1 pseudogene is annotated in these 206 nt (G+C 51.0%); it reads left to right on the top strand.

Annotated features, from left to right (window positions below):
- A pseudogene (locus Q0852_RS23915) lies at positions 1 to 206 on the top strand (IS3 family transposase); the annotation flags it as partial.

Genomic DNA, 206 nt, shown 5'->3' with positions numbered 1-206 from the left:
TAATGACAGAGCAATGCTTCCGTACACCTCTTGTCCTGCATTCGGATAATGGTAGTCCCATGCGTTCAGCGACCTTGCAGGCAAAGCTGTGTGAGTTGGGTGTAACACCATCCCATAGCCGACCACGACTCAGTAACGATAATCCGTTCTCGGAATCTTTGTTCCGGACGCTGAAATACAGACCACAGTGGCCTTCATCCGGCTTC

This window comes from uncultured Photobacterium sp., assembly GCF_947502415.1.
Lineage (GTDB): Bacteria > Pseudomonadota > Gammaproteobacteria > Enterobacterales > Vibrionaceae > Photobacterium.
This window is presented reverse-complemented; position numbering and strand designations above follow the sequence as displayed.